This is a genomic window from Undibacterium sp. Ji50W (assembly GCF_049340445.1).
Taxonomy (GTDB): domain Bacteria; phylum Pseudomonadota; class Gammaproteobacteria; order Burkholderiales; family Burkholderiaceae_D; genus Undibacterium.
Genome location: NZ_JBMPOX010000007.1, coordinates 107,806 through 127,569 on the forward strand (window position 1 = coordinate 107,806; position 19,764 = coordinate 127,569).

Genomic DNA, 19,764 nt, shown 5'->3' on the forward strand with positions numbered 1-19,764 from the left:
TGGACTGCAAGGTGTGAGCAATTCGCCCCACCAAATAGAAAAGAGGCCTTTGTCCCTGTGTATGCATTCACACAGGGAAAAGACCTCTACACAGCTTGCTGCAATGAAAAATTACCTGGATGCAGTCACTGTGCTAGTGGCGTTCGCCTTTTTCAGCTCTTCGCTGGCGTCACAACCACCTACATTTTCACTGTCAAATATTTTAGGTTCCCAATTGTTTTCCATGATGGAGTCTTTTTTGGCTGTGATGTAATAGCGTGTACAAGGCTGTACATCCAGCACCAGCATTTTTTGTGAAGGTGCGCGGGCCATAGACTGACCGATCTGTACCAAGACATTATGCTTGCCTGGGGCGATTTGTACCGGCCCTTTGAAGTAGGCTTGCTGATCCACTGCAACAATGCGCACGGGATACTCATGATTGGGCAACGGGCGGTCAGGGTTGCCATTCAGGTAGGATAGCGGTGCCATGCTACAGGCCCCCAGAAATGCGGTACTCAGGGCAGAAGCAATGACTACTTTCATCAGGGATTTCATGTGTTTCCTTTATTTTGAGAGGAAAATCAATTTTTGTCAGCGTTATTGATTGTATATGTTATTTCTGGCAATGCAATATTGTCCCGTGTATCTTTTTGTATGCTGAATTCACCCATCCCTACCCTGCCAGCCCTGCTCTGACAGTCGCCAAGCAGGCATTTCTGTTGCATAATCGAACCCCAATCTTTCAGGAGTAAGCATGAGTATCACGATGATCATTTTTTTCAAGGCATTAATCGTAGTACCGATCACCTTGTTACCTATCCTGAACCCCATCGCGATTGCCCCTATTTTTCTATCCATGACCGGCCCGATAGAGCCGCAACTGGCCAACCGGCTGGCGAAGCGTATCGCCCTGAACTGTTTTTTCCTGCTGATGGGTGCGGTCTTTATCGGCTCTTACGTACTGGATTTTTTTGGCATTTCTCTGCCTATCGTTCGGGTTGCCGGTGGTATCGTGGTGGCTATGGCAGGCTGGAAGCTGTTGAATGATCAGGGCCAGGATAAATTGCGTAATTCCGTCGCTGCCTCGCATGGTGGCAGCACCTGGACCCGTGAAGAGTTGCGTAGCCGCGGGTTTTACCCCTTCAGTTTTCCGCTGACGGTAGGGCCCGGCACCATCGCCGCCTCGGTGACCCTGGGTACCCAGATGCCAAACAAACCAGTGGACTGGCTGATCACCAGCATTGCTTCTGCCCTGGGTGTGTTGCTGACCACGCTGGTGATTTACCTGTGCTATCGCTTCGCCCGCAATATGGAAAGACTGCTGGGTGACGTAGGCGCAACCGTGCTGATGCGCCTGTCCGCTTTTATCTTGTTGTGTATAGGAATAGAAATTGGCTGGGCAGGTATTTCTGACCTGCTTGGTGACCTGAAACTGCACTGAAGCGACACTGAGGTCGTCTAGTCAAAGCATGCCCGCATTCATCAGCGCAGGTCACAAACTCGCAAACAATTGAATAGTAAAACTCAGCGCACAAAACCGCAAAGAGAGCTACCAAGGAGAGTTGCATGAGGCAGGCGGATGTCATATCCGCCTCGCCATCCTGTCGTTACAATGGCTCTTCGAGCATCAGTGCATGTTCCACCAGTTCGGTTTCGTCACCGATGCGGCTATTCCAGGCACGGGCGAAATAACTTTTCTCTACCTGGGTAGGGGCGACATACCAGATCACCATCAGCGTCCCCTTGTGGTCATGGATCTTGGCCAGCTTGGAAATGCATTCCTTATTGCCATCAATATCTGCCAGGCCTATCGCATAACCGTAAACACGGCTCAGACGTTCTATGCGGTCTGGCTCGGTTTCACTATTGGTAGCAGAAATTTTCGGGTGATCCAGATACATGGTGCAGTCTCCGTCTTCAGATGGTCGTTTTTTATTCTATCGCATCAGTCTGCCCACGGCTATCGACATTTGGCATGCTTGCGCCACAGGCGGAGGAAACTCAGGCCCTGTTGCGTTTTTCCCATTTGCATTCCTGCCTGGCCAGCACTTTATTGGTCGGATCCACAGTCTCCAGGTAAACATCAAACCCCCATAGCCTGGCGACATGCTTCAACATTTCGCCCGTCTGCATGTTCAAGGGACGGCGCTGATACTGGGTATGACGCAAGGTCAAAGCGCGGTCGCCCTGCATATCGACGGACCAGACCTGGATATTCGGTTCACGGTTACCGAGGTTGTATTGTCCCGCCAATTGTTCGCGCAGATAACGATAACCCTGTTCATCATGAATCGCCGAAATAAGCAACTTATCCTTACTGTCATCATCAAGGATGGCGAAAAAATGAAAGTCACGCATCAGCTTGGGTGACAAGTACTGGGCAATGAAACTCTCATCCTTGAAATTGCGCATCGCAAACTGCAGGGTCTTTTGCCAGTCGCTGCCAGCAAAGTCGGGGAACCATTCGCGGTCTTCTGCCGTCGGTGTTTCGCAGATGCGGCGTATGTCGCGCATCATGGCGAAACCCAGGGCGTAGGGATTAATCCCATTGAAATAGCGGCTGCTAACCGGTGGCTGATACACCACATTGGTATGGCTTTGCAAAAATTCCATCATGAAGCCATCGCCGACCACGCCCTCTTCATACAATTGCTGCAGTATGGTGTAATGCCAGAACGTCGCCCAGCCTTCATTCATGACCTGGGTCTGGCGTTGCGGATAAAAATATTGTGACACCTTGCGGATAATGCGCACAATCTCGCGCTGCCAGGGTTCAAGCAACGGCGAATACTTTTCTATGAAATACAGCAGGTTTTCTTGTGGCTCGGACGGCACACGCTGCTCTGCCAGGCTTTCTGGCACCTCATTGCGTCGCGGGACTGTGCGCCACAAGTCATTCACCTGTGACTGCATGTATTTTTCTCTTTCGGCCTGACGCACACGTTCTTCAACCAGCGATATTTTGGCGGGACGCTTGTAGCGGTCAACGCCATAGTTTTGCAAGGCATGGCAAGAATCAATGATCAGTTCTACCGCTTCCATGCCATAGCGCTGCTCGCAGTCTGCGATATAATTCTTGGCAAATAGCATGTAATCAATAATCGCCTCAGCATCGGTCCAGGTGCGGAACAGGTAATTGCCTTTGAAAAAGGAGTTATGTCCGTACGCTGCATGGGCGATCACCAGTGCCTGCATGGTCAGACTGTTTTCTTCCATCAGGTAAGAAATGCAGGGATTGGAATTGATGACGATTTCGTAGGCCAGCCCCATCTGTCCGCGCTTATAGCTTTTTTCTGTAGAAAGAAAATGCTTGCCGAATGACCAGTGATTGTAGGACACAGGCATGCCCACGGACGCATAGGCATCCATCATCTGTTCAGCAGTGATCACTTCGAGCTGGTTGGGATAGGTATCCAGCCCAAACTGTTCGGCTACCCGACGTATTTCTTCATGCGCCTGCTCTATGAGTTCAAAAGTCCATTCAGATTGCTCGGGCAAGGCACGGGGATGCTTTCTTCTGGTACTGGCATGGCTGGCTTCCATGTTGGACCTCATTTCGGCTGCTTCTTGAACAATTCCCTAAACACCGGATAAATGTCAGCCGGTGTTTCTATTTTTTGTATCGCAAAGTGCGCATGATGTTCGGTCACTTTCTCATATTCCAGCCACAGGTTCTGCGGCTGACCATCGGTGATTTCCACGTAGGCATAATACTGCACCAGCGGCATGATGGTATTGGTCAGCAGTTGCCCGCAGGTGGCCGAATCATTGTCCCAGTTATCACCATCCGAAGCCTGGGCCACATACACGTTCCAGTCGCTGGCGGTGTATCGTTCACGCACGATTTGCGATAACAGGTTCAATGCAGATGAAACAATGGTACCGCCCGATTCGCGTGAATGGAAAAAAGCATCTTCATCCACTTCCATCGCAGTCGTATGATGGCGGATAAACACCACCTCGATTTTTTCATAGGCACGGGTCAGGAACAGGTACAGCAAAATGAAGAAGCGTTTGGCCGTATCCTTTTTCTGTTCATCCATGGAGCCGGATACGTCCAGCAGGCAAAACATCACGCACTGACTGGCAGGTTTGGGTACCTTGACGCGGTTGCTGTAACGCAGGTCAAATGGATCAAGAAATGGAATCGCCAGCAGGCGCGTGCGCAGGTGATGAATTTCCTGTTTTAATTCAATCACCCTGCTATCTTTGTTGTCTATGCCAGCATCAAGCAGCGTCGTCATTTCTGCTTCAGCCACTTTCAGTCTGCGTGCTGATTTACCGCCGACTGCAATGCGTCGCCCCATGGCACCGCGCAATGAGCGCAGCACATGCATGCTGGATGCGGTGCCTGATGTTTTGTAACCGGCACGCTGGCTTTTGAAATCGGTCGTGGAAGTCAATTGCGTCTTGACCATATTCGGTAATTCCAGGTCTTCGAAGAAATAGTTCATGAATTCTTCGCGTGATAGCTGGAACACAAAGTCATCTTCGGACGGGTCTTCGCTATTGCCACCCTGCCCTTTGCCAGAACCGCCACCACCGCCTTTGGGTCGGGCAACCTGATCACCGCGCTGGTATTGTTCATTACCAGGTTGCACGCCTTCCCACACCCCACCATGCGTATGACCAAAGGTCGGTTCACTGACATCCTTGACCGGTATCGATATACGTTCACCGCTCTCAATATCGGTAATGGACCGCCCCTTGACTGCACGAGCTACAGCATCCTTGATCTGCCCTTTATAACGCCGCAAAAAGCGTTCACGATTCGGTGCAGACTTATTTTTACCCTGGACACGCCGGTCAATCAGATGAACCAAAATGCTCTCCCGTTTGCCGCAAAATCTTTCACTTGCCTGATTCCCATTCGTCCTCCTGCCATCAAGACGATTTTCTTACCCGCAAATACCATTCACACAGCAAGCGAACCTGTTTGGCGGTATAGCCCTTGGCCACCATGCGCTCGACAAATTCCTGATGCTTGTTGGAGTCATCCGCACTGGCCTTGGCATTGAAGGAAATGACGGGCAATAATTCTTCGGTATTCGAAAACATTTTTTTCTCGATGACCGTACGCAGTTTTTCATAACTGGTCCAGGCCGGATTTTTGCCGGCATTCTGCGCCCTGGCCCTCAACACGAAATTCACGATCTCATTGCGGAAGTCTTTGGGGTTGGAGATACCAGCCGGTTTCTCGATTTTTTCCAGTTCATTATTGAGCGCATCGCGATCAAAACTTTCACCGGTATCGGGATCGCGGAATTCCTGGTCCTGTATCCAAAAGTCAGCAAAGGTCACATAACGATCGAAAATATTTTGGCCGTATTCTGAATAACTTTCCAGATAGGCCGTCTGAATTTCCTTGCCTATGAATTCTGCATAACGCTGTGCCAGATATTCCTTGATATAAGACACATACTTTTGCTCGATCTCTGGTGCAAATTGTTCCCGCTCTATCTGCTGTTCCAGTACGTAGAGCAAATGCACAGGATTGGCAGCGACTTCGGTATTATCAAAGTTAAATACCTTGGACAAAATCTTGAATGCAAACCGGGTGGACAAGCCATTCATGCCTTCATCGACACCGGCATAATCTGAATATTCCTGGCGTGACTTGGCCTTGGGATCGGTATCTTTGAGATTTTCACCGTCATATACCTGCATCTTGCTGAAGATGCTGGAATTTTCTGGTTCTTTCAGGCGTGACAACACGGCAAACTGGGCCATCATTTTCAAGGTACCGGGGGCGCATGGGGCACTCGCCAATGACGAAGTACGCACCAGTTTTTCATAGATTTTTATTTCATCATTCACACGCAGGCAATACGGCACTTTGACGATATAGATGCGGTCAAGAAAAGCTTCATTGTTTTTATTGTTTTTAAATGTCTTCCATTCCGATTCATTTGAGTGGGCCAGTACAATACCCTCAAAAGGTATGGCACCAAAGCCTTCGGTACCTTTGAAGTTTCCTTCCTGGGTCGCCGTCAACAAAGGATGCAAGACCTTGATCGGGGCCTTGAACATTTCGACAAATTCCATCAAACCCTGGTTAGACAGGCAAAGACCGCCGGAATAGCTGTAGGCATCTGGATCATCCTGCGCATATTCTTCCAGCTTGCGGATATCGACCTTGCCTACCAGCGAAGAAATATCCTGGTTATTTTCATCACCGGGTTCGGTTTTGGACACGGCAATCTGTTTCAATACCGAGGGATAACGGCGTACCACGCGGAACTGGTTGATGTCGCCATTGAATTCATGCAGGCGCTTGACGGCCCAGGGGCTGGGTATGCTTTTCAGGTAGCGACGTGGTATGCCGAAATCTTCTTCCAGCAAGATACCGTCTTCCTCTTCATTGAACAGGCCGAGAGGTGATTCATTGACGGGGGAACCCTTGATGCAATAAAAAGGGATTTTTTCCATCAGGAATTTCAGGCGTTCGGCAATCGAAGATTTACCGCCACCGACCGGTCCCAGCAGATACAGGATTTGCTTGCGCTCTTCCAGGCCTTGAGCAGCATGGCGGAAATACGCCACAACCTGCTCGATGACTTCTTCCATGCCATAAAATTCACGAAAGGCTGGATAGATCTTGATGACCTTGTTGGAGAAAATACGCGACTGACGGGAGTCATGACGGGTATCCACCAATTCAGGTTCACCGATCGCTGCCAGCATGCGTTCAGATGCACTGGCATACACCAGCCTGTCTTTTTTACACAGATCGAGATATTCCTGCATGGAATACTCTTCTTCGCGTGTTCGTTCATACCGTGCGGTGTAGTTGTCAAAGATATTCATCCCGACCTCCATGGATAAGCAAAAAGCAAATTCCGAACCGGTCTGGTGGCAACACCAATTTCATTGCCGCCAGCACATTACAACTTTAGTGTAGTTGAAATTATCAAAACGTGCAGCGCAAATTGTTACTCTGTGCAAAATGTTGGATCAAAGCACTGTTGTAAATCCGGGACGAAACAACAATGACGGCGCAAGCAGTACTCACATCTGACAAAACAACATAGCGATACAACTACATTAGCTTAAATTTGCAACAGCATTGATATAAACATATTCACTTTATTACGCATGATGCAGACTTTCTCATGCAACGCACTATCACCCATGAACGTTGACCCGTTTGTTAAATATGGTGAGAAATAATGTGGCACACATGTGTGCGAGTGCACATACAAGCTGACAGCGCTGGTGGATGATGAATTGTGGATTGTGACTTGAGAACGCATTGCGCCCATGACGGATGAAATGCGCTTTACGCCAGCTTGAACTGGTAAGGAGGGAGGTCTTCTTTGGCCGGCAATTCCACCAGCAATAATTCGAGTGCCGATACTTCCAGCGGACGATAATAATAATATCCCTGGAAGAAGTCGCAACCTATCTCTTTCAGGAAAATTTCTTGTTCCTTATTTTCCACACCTTCGGCAACGGTATGGCAAGACAGAATATTGGCCAGTGAAATAATGGCTTTGATGATCATTTCACTTTTCTTGTTATGACCAATCTGCGCCACAAACGAGCGATCAATCTTGACGCTTTGTGCCGGGAAATGGCTGAGTTTGGACAAGGACGAATAACCGGTGCCAAAATCATCAATCGCGATACTGAAACCGCGCGCCTTGAGTTCATCCAGATGATGAATGGTCAGTGTTTCGTTGGCGATCAGGCCAGTTTCAGTAATCTCGAACTCCAGATAGGATGATGCAACGTCATGGCGCTGGCAGCATTCATCAATCAGTTGTAACAAGTCACTGCGGGCAATATCCGTCACCGATAAATTCAGAGCAGTTACGGGGCAATCACCAAAGCGATTCAACCAGTCACGAATCTGGCTGCACACCTGGTCCATGACAAAATTGCTGATCAGGCGTATCAATCCTGCACGCTCGGCTATCGGGATAAATTCGGCGGGCGGTACATTACCCAATGTCGGCGACTCCCAGCGCAGCAAGGCTTCCAGGCCCGCAATATTGCCATCGCGCGCCACTTTGGGCTGGTATACGAGGCGGAATTCATTTTGCTTCAGGCCATTGACGATGCCGACTTCTATCTCAACACTGCGCCGTATTTGTTGCGCATCCTCTTCATCAAACAGGGTCACGCTCTGGTCGCTGGAACGACGCGCGGTATCCAGCGCGACTTCACTGCGCCGTATCAAATCATCTGGCAGCTTGTCATCTGGCCGCACCAGGGCAATGCCAGCAGAGAACTGTACCAGTAAATTCTCGCCATTGATTTCCAGTTCTTTCGGCAGATTGTTACGGACTTTTTCTACCAGCTTGATGATCTCACCTGGTGTACGTGACTGTTCCACCACAAAAGAAAAAACAATGCTGCGCAGACGTGCGCAAAAACAGTTTTTGGGCAGTGCGCGTGACAATTCTTCGGCAAAACGTCGCAACAGGATATCGCCTGTATGGGCACCAAACTGCTGGTTGGCATGCCGTATGCTGTTCAAACGAAAAGAAACCAGGGCCGTCACCGTGCTGTCGTCATTGTCCGCCAGAATGTTATGCAGATGGCTGCGCAACATGTCGCGGTTAGGCAGGTTGGTCAGGGCATCGTGCCGGCTAAGATAGTCTTCGCGCTCCAGGCTCAATTGCAGGGCATGGTGCATGGAATGCAGGCCGGATACGTCCCTGAGGGCAACGATATAGTGTTCAGCCGAGGTTTGCGAGATATTTTCCAGCGCCACCAGCTTACCGTCGCGTGTACGATAGGCCGACATGCGCATGTTTTCAGATTCATCGCTGTTCGGGCTTTTCAAACGTACGCTGTTATCCAGCGACAGCCAGGCAAACAGTGCCAGCTCGTCATCTTTGTCTGCATGGCGACCCAGCAAATTGTTGGCAAGTTGATTGGCCTGCAATATCTGGCCGCTAGCATCTGTCAGCAATAATGCCGAACCGGCGTTTTGAAATACTTCTTCATATTGGGCATGGCTCACTACCAGCGCATCACTTGCCTGACGATAACGCTTGGCCGACACATCGAGCTCATGCAACACCCGGAACACGGCCAACGGCACGCAGGTATTAAAAAACAAAAATAACAGTGACTGAATATACGTATTGCTGGCTGGAAGGGTAACGTCAAAACCGGGCACGGTGAATACAGGCCGGTTTGTCAACAATAGCAGGAAAGGCAGGAAATTGAATACCATCAGCCCCATGGCCAGTCGGGTGCCAAAGAACAGGCGCGCGATGATGGGCGTGGTGTATATGAGAAGATAGCCAAATTTGGCTACTTCAAAATCGCTGACAAAGCTGACAATGGAAAATGCAGACGCGTAAACCGCGCCTATTAATATCGTAGCGCCAGCACGCAAGTGACGGGATGAATAATACAAGCCCAAGGCCAGCACGGCATAGAAAAAACCAACGACCCACAACACCTGATAGGCACCAACCGCGATAGCATCCAGAGAACTGTGAATCGCTACGGCTGCTTCCAGCACGAAGCCGGACATCAAAATGATACGTAGTGCGCTTAATTTCCATGCGGTGTGCTCGGCAGGCGTTAATGCACTTTCATTAAGAAAAAGCCAGCGAAACATGTCATGTATTGGAATAAGAAGCTAAAGTCTGTTGCCGGGAACAAATGCACGCCAGCATACTTGCCGACACAACAGCCAGAAAATGCGTAGTACTACCTTGCGATATCACTACCCTGTCTTGCTGAACGGATTGCGCATCCCTTTCGTTGTCAACATCCCCCGGAAAAACTGTGAAGAAATGTCTCCAAAATCAAGCCACATTCTCTCATAGATTTATATCGTTTCCGCATTTACCGTGACAATTTACAAACCTTTAATGAAAATTAGTTTTCATTAACTGATTTTTATATGGCGATAGATTTTCACTTTAGTTATTTTATCAATCACTTTAATCAAAATAAATCACGATTGAATTACATTCAATCAATTATAGACGACTGGTCTAATATATTCACAGAACAGATCGAAATTGGAAAACTGCCCATTATGTGGAAAATATGCGCAGAATGGCGCAGGAAAGGCCCAGAACGCGATGAAGATATGGAATCTGCGGCAATCAGCACAAACTACAATCAACTTGGGGATTATTTGAACGCAAGTGCCATGGACTATACTGCTTCACCAGGCAGCCAGGGAGCAGCATCGACCACTAACCATGTACTGCAGCAAAGTGGCCAGGCAGGCGAGATCCACGTTTTGAAATCAACGAAGCTGATCTGACAATTGCCGCCTATATGTCGGCTGTTTATCGGGCATCTATCGACTGAAGGTCAGATCAGAGTGTTACTGGCATCACAACATCACGGCAACAGGAAAATCATGCCGCCTCATGCACAGGATGTGATTGGCGGTGGTACAAAAATTCCAGCACTTCTGTCCTGTATTGCGCATACTTGGGATTTTGTGCCAGAGCGACACGATCACGCGGCCTTTCCAAGTCCACTTTCAGGATTTCACCGATAGTCGCCGCCGGGCCATTCGTCAACATGACGATACGATCAGACAGCAGCACTGCCTCGTCCACATCGTGCGTCACCATCACCACAGTCGATTGGGTCTTGGCGACAATCTTCAAGAGTTCATCCTGCAAATGGGCACGCGTCAAGGCATCCAGTGCACCGAAGGGTTCATCCATGAGCAAGACTTTCGGCTCTATCGCCAGCGCACGGGCGATGCCGACGCGCTGCTTCATGCCACCTGAAATTTCATTCGGGCGCTTTTTTTCTGCATGTGTCAATCCGACCAGCGCCAATGCCTGCATGGTGCGTTTCTGCAATTTGGTACTGTTTTCGGTTGCACCAAATACGCGCTCCACCGCCAGGAAAACATTTTCATAACAGGTCAGCCACGGCAGCAAGGAATGATTTTGAAACACCACGCCACGTTCCGGCGAAGGGCCGGAAATTTCGCGGTTGGCGCAAATCAGTGTGCCTGCAGTGGCATTGGTTAAACCGGCGATCAGGTTCAACAAGGTTGACTTGCCACAGCCAGAATGACCAATGAGGGTAATGAATTCACCCTTGGCGACATTCAGATTAATATCACGCAGGGCATGGAAACTGCCTTTGCGGGTATGAAATACCATTTCAACCTGACTGATGGCGATGTACTTGTTGTCGATTTCTTTCATGATCATGCTCCCACATCTTCGTAAGTAAAGGCACGTGCAATTGCCACCAGGATTTGTTCAAGTATCAAGCCCACCATACCAATCACCACGATGGCAATAATGATGTGTGGCACATTCAGGTTATTCCATTCATCCCATACCCAGAAACCGATACCGACACCACCAGTCAGCATTTCTGCCGCCACGATCACCAGCCAGGCCGTGCCTATCGCAAGGCGCACACCCGTCAACATGTAGGGCAATACAGATGGCAGTAAAATTTTCGTGACGATTTTCCATTCAGACAAATTGAGAACCTTGGCCACATTCATATAGTCTTGCGGCACACGCTGCACACCAATCGCGGTGTTGATGATCATCGGCCAGATCGAACAGATAAAAATCGACCAGATCGCTGCCGGATGCGCAGACTTGAATACCAGCAAACCTATCGGCAACCAGGCCAGCGGCGACACCGGCTTCAACAAGCTGATGATGGGATTGAACATGCCCGACAGAAACTTGAAACGTCCGATCAGGAAGCCAAGCGGAATACCGACAGCAGCAGCCAGACCAAAGCCCACTGCCACCCGTTTCAAGGACGCATAGATATTCCATCCTATACCCTGGTCATTCGGCCCCTTTTGATAAAAGGGATCAGAGAATACCTTGATGGCTTCCTGCAGGGTGACCCATGGCGAAGGAAAGGTACTGTTCTTGACCGCGATAATTTCCCAGATCAAGATCAGCATGCCTATGCCAAACAGGGGTGGCAGCACGCTCAGAAAGAATGGGCGGAATGAGCGCTGCTTCTTTGCAGTTGGATTTTTCACTGGTTTCACCTTTGCCGGTTTGAGTTCGACGACTGCCGATTCGGTTTTCTCCACAGCGGGCTTTTGCATTGCACCATGTACCAGGGTATTCATTGCGACTCCTTAAGCCTTGATTTTGAAGGAAGCTGCATAGGCAGCCGGGTTTTTCCCATCCCAGACCGTACCATCCATGAACTTGCTGCTGCGCATGACGTCCTTGGGAACGGATACCTTGGCCATGGCCGCTGCATCCTTGTATACGTCAATACGGTTAACTGCCTTGGCCACCGCCAGGTAATCAGGATCCGTCTTCAGCAAACCCCAGCGCTTATGCTGCGTCAGGAACCACATGCCGTCTGACAGGTAAGGGAAATTCACCGCACCGTCATTAAAGAATTTCATGTAGTTAGGGTCATCCCAGGTCTTGCCCAGGCCATTTTGATAGCGGCCCAAAATACGCTGATTGATGACATCAACCGATGTGTTCACATAGGATTTGTCAGCGATGGTTTCTGCCATTTTGTTTTTGTTGGACAGCGAAGCATCGATCCAGCGTCCAGCTTCCAGAATTGCGGCAACCATGGCGCGTGCCGTATTCGGATATTTCTGTACGAATTCGGCTGTGGTACCCAATACTTTTTCCGGATGGTCTTTCCAGATATCCTGTGTCGTTGCTGCGGTGATGCCGATGCCATCGGCAATCGCCCTGTGGTTCCAGGGTTCACCGACACAGTAACCATCCATATTGCCGACACGCATATTGGCAACCATCTGTGGTGGTGGCACGGTAATGACCTTGGCATCTTTCATGGGGTTGATGCCATGTGCCGCCAGCCAGTAATACAGCCACATGGCGTGGGTACCGGTAGGGAAAGTCTGGGCAAAGGTATATTCGCGCTTGTCGGTCTGCATGAGCTTGGCCAGGCCCGCACCATCTACCGCGCCTTTTTCTGCCAGCTTTTTGGACAGCGTAATCGCCTGGCCATTATTGTTCAGCGTCATTAGTACCGACATGTCTTTCTTGTTGCCGCCGACACCCAGTTGCACGCCATACAGCAGCCCATATAAGACATGGGCTGCATCCAGTTCACCATTTACCAACTTGTCGCGTACGCTGGCCCAGGATGATTCTTTGGTAGGGATAATCTTGATGCCGTATTTCTTGTCGAAACCCAGAACAGAGGCCATCACCACTGAAGCGCAATCGGTCAGAGGAATAAAACCGATATGCACTTCTTCTTTTTCTGGCTTGTCTGAACCGGCTGCCCATACACCACCTGTACTCAGACCCATGATGCCAGCTCCCGTTGCCAATGCAGCGCTTTGCAATAAACTGCGACGTTTGAAATTCGGTTCATGATCTTCCTGCTTGTTGACATCAATGATGAGAGATTTCTTATTCGATTCCTGATTCGACATGTCTGTACTCCAGCCTGAGAAAGTTTTTCTGCAACGAAAAAAGGTGTCATTCCACGTGGTAAAAACCAGTAGAAAGACACCTTTGTCTAATGAGGTGACCACCGTTAGTCAGTCTCATTTATTCTTTAGCGCCAGCGTTGGCACTTTCTCTTTCATTAGCAATTGCCGTGCCAGAACTGATTTCATGGCTACGACTCGTTAGCCTGCCCCCAGTGACACAAAATCAAGGGCTGCCAGAACTCATTTCGCACCGGAATGACGCAGCGCACCAATTACACGCACAAACTTGGACTGCCATCTGCTGTGCGCTAACTATTCACCATGAGTGACCATGCGTGGCCGTGACTGAGCATGAGTTAACATGATGAAAATGCCTGCTAACCACCCAGCAAATCGGCGACATCCAGCATGCGCTGCGCCAGATCCACCAGTTTCAGGTTCTTTTCCATCGCTTGCTTGCGCATTCTTTGATAGGCTTCGTTTTCCGACAACTGATGCCTTTGCATCAACAAGCCCTTGGCCCGCTCTATGGTTTTGCGTTCAAGCAGCTTGGCCTTGGTATCCGATAATTCACTGCGCAGCTTCTGGTCAGCGTTGAAGCGTGCCATGGCGACATCCAGCACAGGCTTGATACGGTCCGACTGCAGCCCAGCGACGACATAGGCCGACACACCGGCTTCCATGGCTGCGGCCATATTCGACTGGTTGCCGTCTTCTGTAAATAAGACAATCGGGCGGGGGGCGTCGCGTGTCACCATGACCATATGCTCAAGCACATCACGCGAATCGGATTCGGCATCAATGATGATCATGTCCGGTTGCAATTGCGCTACGCGTTCACTCATATACATATCACCAGGAATCACGGCAATGATGTTATAGCCAGCCTGCAGCAGCCCTATGCGCAGGGCGCGCGAACGCGCCAGTTGTGCCTGTGCGTCTTCATGCAACTCATCCTCGGTCTGTATGACCGTATTCACCACAACGATACGCAAGCTGGGTGAAACAGGCATTGTCGCATTAACACTATTCTGTTTGGTGCGCATAGATGGGCCATGGCAGATATAATCTAGGTATGCGTTCTTTAGCAAGATTCGCACCAATCCGCCATATTATTTAAGTAAAAGCATCATTTCCCGTCATTCATCAGTGCCACCCATGGCGAGATGGACATGGCTGTGCTCTGCGCCATTTAGAAATTAACATGATAGTTCTTGGAGTTGAATCTTCCTGCGATGAAACCGGCCTGGCCCTGTACGACACCGAACAGGGTCTGCTTGCCCATGCCCTGCACTCACAAATCGCCATGCATCAGGAATACGGTGGCGTCGTGCCGGAACTGGCCTCGCGTGACCATATCAGGCGTGCCCTGCCCTTGCTGACAGAAATCCTGACCACATCCGGCTTGGAGAAACAGCAGATAGATGCGATTGCCTACACCCAGGGGCCAGGCTTGGCCGGTGCCCTGCTGGTGGGCGCATCCGTCGCCTGCGGATTGGGCCTGGCGCTGGATAAGCCGGTATTGGGCGTCCATCACCTGGAAGGTCATTTGCTATCGCCCTTACTGGCCAGCAAACCACCAGAATTCCCCTTCATCGCCTTGCTGGTATCAGGTGGACATACGCAATTGATGCGTGTCGATGGGGTGGGTCGCTATCAATTACTGGGCGAGACGCTGGACGATGCTGCCGGTGAAGCTTTTGACAAATCGGCCAAATTGCTGGGCCTGTCTTACCCTGGCGGCCCGGCTATTTCACGCATGGCAGAATTTGGTGATCCAACTGCCTATAAATTCCCGCGTCCCATGCTGCATTCCAAAGATTTGAATTTCAGTTTTTCTGGCTTGAAAACTGCAGTCCTGACCGTCGTCAAAAATCATCCTGCGAATAGTTGTGAGCAGGACAAAGCCAATATCGCCCGTGGTTTTGTCGATGCCATTGTGGACGTACTGACAGCGAAATGTGTGACGGCCATACGCGAGAGTGGCTTGAAGCGACTGGTGATTGCCGGGGGTGTCGGCGCGAATCAGCAATTGCGCGCATCCTTGAATGCAGCGGCACAAAAACGCCGCTTTCAAGTCTATTACCCCGAGTTGGAATTCTGTACCGACAATGGTGCGATGATTGCCTTTGCCGGTGCCATGCGACTCAAAAAAAATCCCGCACTGGCTACACGGGACTATGGTTTCAATGTGCGGCCACGCTGGCCATTGCAGGAATTACTGGAAGCCTGACAGGCTGTGGTACCCAGCTCGTCATCGGCCTGGGCTACTTTACTTATAGATGCCACAACCGACAATCACGCCCTCATATTTTTCTATGTACATGGACTTGGGCTCTATCTGTTTGGTGCTTGGATTAACAAATTTATAGTCTTGCCAGCCCTTACCCTTGGCCTTGACCAATTCCAGCCGGTCGCGGATAAAGAATTTACCATCCACATCGGTCAGATCTATCATGTCCTTGCCAACCATCTTGGGATTCAGGTGGGCGATATTTTTACCCTTCATGTCGTACACGACCACATATAAATCCCGGTCCTGATACTGCCCATCGCGTTTATTGATCTCGGCGACGATGGTGTCAACGCCATTCTTTTTCATGGCATCAATCGCTTTTTGCACCAATGCTTTTGCTTCGTTGGCTGTGCCATGCTCAGCGGCATGTACCGACAGGCTCATTAACACCAGCACAAAACTGATCAGGCAAAAATTCAGGAAACGCAAACGGCATGAACTCGCAATCATTTCCAGCTCCATCATGTTAGGGTGTAAGGCTGTGATAGCCCAGGTAACCCAAGTAACCCAAGTAACCCAAGTAACCCATCAATTTCCTAGAGCCGTTTACGATCTTACATCTGAGACTTACGCAAAACCGCCCTAAATACGTTGCAGGGCCTTACTGGGACAATTTTGCATAAGTCCTGACATTGTTACTTCAGGATAATTAACAAACTGAAAAAAATCTAGCGCTAATTACCGCATTACTTACTTTTTAACACTTTCTTTCTTGCTTCCCAAACGGCTTTCCTTGCCATTCATTAAATTCACGATGTTCTGACCATGGCGATATATCAGCAAACCGCTCATTACAAATACTGCCAGCAATTTGATATCCGGGCCAAACAGGAAGCCGTAATATAAGGGCGCGAAGATGGCTGCGATCAGGGCAGCCAGGGAAGAATAACGGAACGCAAAAGCCACGATCATCCAGGTAGCAAGCGTCGCCACCCCCAGCCAGATATCAATCCCGATCAGGACACCGGCGGCAGTTGCCACGCCTTTGCCACCAACAAACTTGAAAAACACCGGCCACAAATGCCCCAGGAAAACGGCAATCGCCACCATGGCAACGCTGCCATCATCCAGACCAAACTGGACTGCATAGGTACTGGCCAGCCAGACTGCCAGCCAACCCTTGACGGCATCACCCAGCAGGGTCAGCACTGCGGCTGCCTTGTTACCGCTGCGTAAAACATTGGTCGCGCCAGGATTTTTTGATCCATACGTGCGCGGGTCAGCCAGGCCAAACAATTTGCTGACCACCACAGCAAACGACAATGAACCGATCAGGTAAGCGGCAACGGCTGCCAGTATTGTATTCATCTTGATCCTTATTCTTCATGGGGAAAAATTCACAGCAAGTATATGCCAGTAGCCAGCGCATCTGGCAAAAACCGGGGCAGCCGGTCTGATTACTCTTCCAGGGCGCAGTCAACAGGGCTAGCCTGCAACAGGCTTTCCAGCAAGCCCGGCGCAATACCGACCAGGTAACCGCGTTGGCCACCATTGATGTAAATCTTGGGTAAAGCCAGTATGCCGCGCTCTACATAGACAGGCATGGTCTTTTTAGTGCCGAAGGGTGAGGTACCACCAACCAGATAGCCAGAATGCTTTTGTGCATTCTCTGGCTTGCAGGGTTCTACCGATTTGCAACCTATCTGTCTTGCCAGGTTTTTGGTCGACACCTTTCTGTCACCGTGCATCAATACGATCAAAGGTTTGGCAGCTTCATCCTGCATCACCAGGGTTTTCACTACAGCATGCTCATCTACGCCCAATTCGCGCGCAGACACGCCCGTGCCGCCATGTTCTTCGTATGCATAGGGATGTTCAGAAAATTCTGCCTTGTGCTTGCGCAGGAACTGCGTTGCCTGGGTTACCGAAACATGTTCTTTCTTGGCCAAAATTACACTCTCAAAAACAGGATTTGTGAAATATACCGCTGCAAATTATAGCCGCCGATGGCCAACTTGCATAATTTGCGTTCCAATTCATCGGGAATAAAAAAACCGACAGGTAAAGCTGTCGGTTGTGATTTTTTACGCCACGCCCCTTATTTTTTGGCTGCGGGAGAATTGTCGCCTATATATTTGTCTATGAAACGCAGGACAGCTTCGCCCCATTTAATGCGATTACTTTCTTTTGCCCAGCCATGGCCTTCGCCAGTAAATACCATCCATTCCACCGTATTGCCTTGTGCCAGCAGCTTGTCGCGCATTTTTTCACCGTGAATCAGCGGAACCCTGACGTCTTCGCTGCCATACGCCATCAAGACCGGTGCCTTGATCTTGCTGGAGTTTTCTAGCGCCGACACTTTATGGAAATAGGCATCGTCAGTTTTTGGATCACCATGCATTTTTGCCCCCATATTATCCATATAGGGGCCAGACATATCTGACCAGTTGACGGTAAACAGCATTTTGACATCGGTCACACCGACCCAGTTAACGCCGCATTTGTAGAGGTCCGGGTCTTTCACCAGACCGTACATGGTGGCGTAACCACCATAGCTGGCACCGATGATACAGACACGATTCTTGTCAACAATGCCTTGCCTGACCAAATTCTCCACCCCGTCGGTAATGTCATCCTGCATAGCCAGGCCCCACTGCTTCCAGCCAGCGGTATGGTGCTTCCAGCCAAAGCCGGTAGACATGCGGAATTGCGGCTGCAAAACAGCATAGCCGCGCGAAGCCAGCATTTGTGTAATGGGGTCATAGCCATGTTGATCACGCGCATGCGGCCCGCCATGAATATACGCAACCAGAGGCAAGTTCTTCGCTGGCATACCTTCCGGCAAAGTCAGATAAGCTGGGATATTCAAGCCGTCACGTGCTGTGTAATTGATGACCTTTTGCGCCGATAATTTCTTGCCTTCAAATTCTGGCTTAACGACGTACACAGGTTCCAGCACTTTCTTTTCAGTGTCATAAAAGTAAACAGAACCAACGTTATTGTCACCACGCACTGCGACAACGACATTCTTGCCACTCCACTGAAATGTAGCCTCTTGTCCTGGGAAACTTGCCTTTAACGTTGCCTCCAGTTTGGCATAGTCATCATCGAAATAGATCATGTCAGGTAACATCCCTTCAACGCGGACGCCTATCAATTTTTTGCGCAGGCTATCCAATTCCAGGTCTGTTACATCTACATCGGGATGATCTGCCACCATCTCGCCCACTGTCTGCTTGGCAAAGTCCCATATATACACAGCCATTTTGTCACGGCCATTGAAGCGACCTGCCACCAGCAAGGTTTTGTTGTCAAAGTCGAAGCCGAGCGGATGCATTTCCTTGCCTTCATCCAGGTAAGCCTGATGGATAACTTTCCAGGGAGTGGTCTCTGCATCGCGATAATACACCACCTGCTTGATGCGCTTATTGTCCGGATCGACATCGCTGGCCACAGCAATTCGTATGACATTGTTCTCGTCAAGTATCCAGTCGCCGACCTTACCGGGGTTATCAAAGGTCAACAGCCTGGTCCGGCCCGTAACGGTATCCAGCCGCAATACGTCGGAAGCCCCCAGTTTGGCATCCCTGCCGCGCTGGTTATTCACAACGATCAGGTCATTACTGCCATCAAAAACACGTGCCAATACGGAAAATGGCTTGTAAGCGATATTGCCGCCACGGGCCTCTTTCCTGGTAGGCACCAGTTTGCGGAAAGCGGAACCATCACTATTAACTGCGAACAAGCCACCACCATCATTGTCTTCCAGCGCCACATCACTGCCACGACTCACACTGAATACCAGACGCTTGTCGTTGACCCAGCTCGGCGCAATGATGTCGTATTCTGAATCCGCTGCAATCACTTTGGGCTGGCGCGAATCCAGGCGGATAATGGCCAGCACGAAACGTCCATTGCGTGGTGTCAGTACCGCCATGCTCTGGCCATCGGGTGACAAGACCGGGCCGCCACTGAATTGCCCCTTCTTAAAGAAATCTGCTACCGGTATGGATTTGTCTGCAAACGCGGGCACACTGACTATAGCAGTTACGCATACCATGCCAGCCATGACGACCCTGTAAAATTGTTTCTTCACGATTTATCTCCCTCAGAAGAATCTGTTTTTGTTACTCTTTTTTATATCGCTATATCACTATGCGTCAGAAAGCCTGCTGATAAAAAAATA

At 49.9% G+C, this 19,764-nt stretch carries 17 protein-coding genes; 3 read left to right on the plus strand and 14 right to left on the minus strand.

What is annotated here, in order from left to right; translation table 11 throughout:
• Positions 1 to 111: 111 nt before the first annotated feature.
• Positions 112 to 537 (minus strand): hypothetical protein, encoded by a 426-nt coding sequence (locus tag ACO0K9_RS12830; RefSeq protein ID WP_422985445.1) that lies wholly within the window; start codon positions 535 to 537, stop codon positions 112 to 114.
• 199 nt (positions 538 to 736) lie between these two features.
• On the opposite strand from ACO0K9_RS12830, the gene ACO0K9_RS12835 reads away from it, so the two are divergent.
• Positions 737 to 1,423, plus strand: coding sequence for a MarC family protein (locus ACO0K9_RS12835; protein ID WP_422985447.1), 687 nt, complete (start codon positions 737 to 739; stop codon positions 1,421 to 1,423).
• A 166-nt stretch (positions 1,424 to 1,589) separates the two neighbouring features.
• Here ACO0K9_RS12835 and ACO0K9_RS12840 read toward each other — a convergent pair whose 3' ends face one another.
• The 5 genes from ACO0K9_RS12840 to ACO0K9_RS12860 all read right to left on the minus strand — a co-directional run bounded on the left by ACO0K9_RS12840 (position 1,590) and on the right by ACO0K9_RS12860 (position 9,562).
• A complete protein-coding gene (locus ACO0K9_RS12840; RefSeq protein ID WP_422985449.1) occupies positions 1,590 to 1,883 on the minus strand; it encodes a hypothetical protein in 294 nt (97 codons plus the stop codon).
• A gap of 100 nt (positions 1,884 to 1,983) precedes the next feature.
• Complete coding sequence (locus ACO0K9_RS12845; protein ID WP_422985451.1) at positions 1,984 to 3,537, minus strand: SpoVR family protein; 1,554 nt, start codon at positions 3,535 to 3,537, stop codon at positions 1,984 to 1,986.
• The gene (locus tag ACO0K9_RS12850) at positions 3,534 to 4,805 is read right to left on the minus strand and encodes a YeaH/YhbH family protein (RefSeq protein WP_422985453.1); all 1,272 of its coding nucleotides are present in this window, start codon (positions 4,803 to 4,805) and stop codon (positions 3,534 to 3,536) included. Before ACO0K9_RS12850 ends, ACO0K9_RS12845 begins: the two co-directional genes overlap by 4 nt.
• Positions 4,806 to 4,866: 61 nt before the next feature.
• Positions 4,867 to 6,789 carry a PrkA family serine protein kinase gene (locus ACO0K9_RS12855; RefSeq protein WP_422985455.1) on the minus strand — a complete coding sequence of 641 codons (1,923 nt, stop codon included), beginning with the start codon at positions 6,787 to 6,789 and terminating at the stop codon, positions 4,867 to 4,869.
• A 472-nt stretch (positions 6,790 to 7,261) separates the two neighbouring features.
• Positions 7,262 to 9,562: a putative bifunctional diguanylate cyclase/phosphodiesterase gene (locus ACO0K9_RS12860; protein ID WP_422985457.1), complete on the minus strand. Its 2,301-nt coding sequence runs from the start codon at positions 9,560 to 9,562 to the stop codon at positions 7,262 to 7,264.
• A gap of 288 nt (positions 9,563 to 9,850) precedes the next feature.
• Here ACO0K9_RS12860 and ACO0K9_RS12865 point away from each other — a divergent pair, with 288 nt between their 5' ends.
• Positions 9,851 to 10,222, plus strand: a complete 372-nt coding sequence (locus ACO0K9_RS12865; RefSeq protein ID WP_422985459.1) for a hypothetical protein — start codon at positions 9,851 to 9,853, stop codon at positions 10,220 to 10,222.
• Positions 10,223 to 10,319: 97 nt separating this feature from the next.
• On the opposite strand, the gene ACO0K9_RS12870 is transcribed toward ACO0K9_RS12865, so the two are convergent.
• The 4 genes from ACO0K9_RS12870 to ACO0K9_RS12885 form a co-directional block, all read right to left on the minus strand.
• A complete protein-coding gene (locus tag ACO0K9_RS12870) occupies positions 10,320 to 11,132 on the minus strand; it encodes an ABC transporter ATP-binding protein (RefSeq protein WP_422985461.1) in 813 nt (270 codons plus the stop codon).
• Between the two features lie 2 nt (positions 11,133 to 11,134).
• Entirely contained in the window at positions 11,135 to 12,037 is a 903-nt protein-coding gene (gene ntrB / locus ACO0K9_RS12875; RefSeq protein WP_422985463.1) for a nitrate ABC transporter permease, read from the minus strand.
• A 9-nt stretch (positions 12,038 to 12,046) separates the two neighbouring features.
• Positions 12,047 to 13,216: a CmpA/NrtA family ABC transporter substrate-binding protein gene (locus ACO0K9_RS12880; protein ID WP_422985619.1), complete on the minus strand. Its 1,170-nt coding sequence runs from the start codon at positions 13,214 to 13,216 to the stop codon at positions 12,047 to 12,049.
• Positions 13,217 to 13,719: 503 nt separating this feature from the next.
• Positions 13,720 to 14,355 carry an ANTAR domain-containing response regulator gene (locus ACO0K9_RS12885; RefSeq protein WP_422985465.1) on the minus strand — a complete coding sequence of 212 codons (636 nt, stop codon included), beginning with the start codon at positions 14,353 to 14,355 and terminating at the stop codon, positions 13,720 to 13,722.
• Between the two features lie 191 nt (positions 14,356 to 14,546).
• Between ACO0K9_RS12885 and tsaD the strand changes: the two genes are divergently transcribed.
• On the plus strand, positions 14,547 to 15,575 hold the full coding sequence (tsaD, locus tag ACO0K9_RS12890) for a tRNA (adenosine(37)-N6)-threonylcarbamoyltransferase complex transferase subunit TsaD (protein ID WP_422985467.1): 1,029 nt from the start codon (positions 14,547 to 14,549) through the stop codon (positions 15,573 to 15,575).
• A 39-nt stretch (positions 15,576 to 15,614) separates the two neighbouring features.
• Here the strand turns inward: tsaD and ACO0K9_RS12895 are convergent, their stop codons facing one another.
• From ACO0K9_RS12895 to ACO0K9_RS12910, 4 genes are all read right to left on the minus strand, one after another.
• Positions 15,615 to 16,088: a cache domain-containing protein gene (locus ACO0K9_RS12895; protein WP_422985469.1), complete on the minus strand. Its 474-nt coding sequence runs from the start codon at positions 16,086 to 16,088 to the stop codon at positions 15,615 to 15,617.
• Between the two features lie 240 nt (positions 16,089 to 16,328).
• Complete coding sequence (plsY, locus tag ACO0K9_RS12900; protein ID WP_422985471.1) at positions 16,329 to 16,946, minus strand: glycerol-3-phosphate 1-O-acyltransferase PlsY; 618 nt, start codon at positions 16,944 to 16,946, stop codon at positions 16,329 to 16,331.
• A gap of 89 nt (positions 16,947 to 17,035) precedes the next feature.
• Entirely contained in the window at positions 17,036 to 17,530 is a 495-nt protein-coding gene (gene ybaK, locus ACO0K9_RS12905) for a Cys-tRNA(Pro) deacylase (protein ID WP_422985621.1), read from the minus strand.
• Positions 17,531 to 17,676: 146 nt separating this feature from the next.
• Complete coding sequence (locus ACO0K9_RS12910; protein WP_422985473.1) at positions 17,677 to 19,674, minus strand: S9 family peptidase; 1,998 nt, start codon at positions 19,672 to 19,674, stop codon at positions 17,677 to 17,679.
• Between the last annotated feature and the right edge of the window lie 90 nt (positions 19,675 to 19,764).